The sequence below is a fragment of the Methylobacterium sp. D54C genome, assembly GCF_053345595.1.
Genome location: NZ_JBKFAK010000274.1, coordinates 1 through 279 on the forward strand (window position 1 = coordinate 1; position 279 = coordinate 279).

Here is a 279-nt window from a genome sequence, read left to right on the forward strand (position 1 = left end):
TGGCTCGCCTTCCGGTCGCGGGTGACCGGCGTCTACCTGTCGATCATCACCCAGGCGCTGACCTACGCGCTGGTGCTCGCCTTCTTCCGCAACGACATGGGGCTGGGCGGCAACAACGGGCTGACCGACTTCAAGGATTTTCTGGGACTCTCGGTTCAGGCACAGAATTTCCGCGTCGGCATCTTCGTGGCCACCGGAATCGCGCTGGCTTTGGGCTACCTGATCGCCCGGGCCATGACGGTCACGGCCTACGGCAAGAACCTGATCGCCGTGCGCGAC

General features: G+C 64.2%; 1 pseudogene. It reads left to right on the plus strand.

Annotation, left to right across the window (positions count from 1 at the left end):
- Nucleotides 1-279 (plus strand): annotated as a pseudogene (locus ACLBYB_RS33500) (urea ABC transporter permease subunit UrtC); the annotation flags it as partial.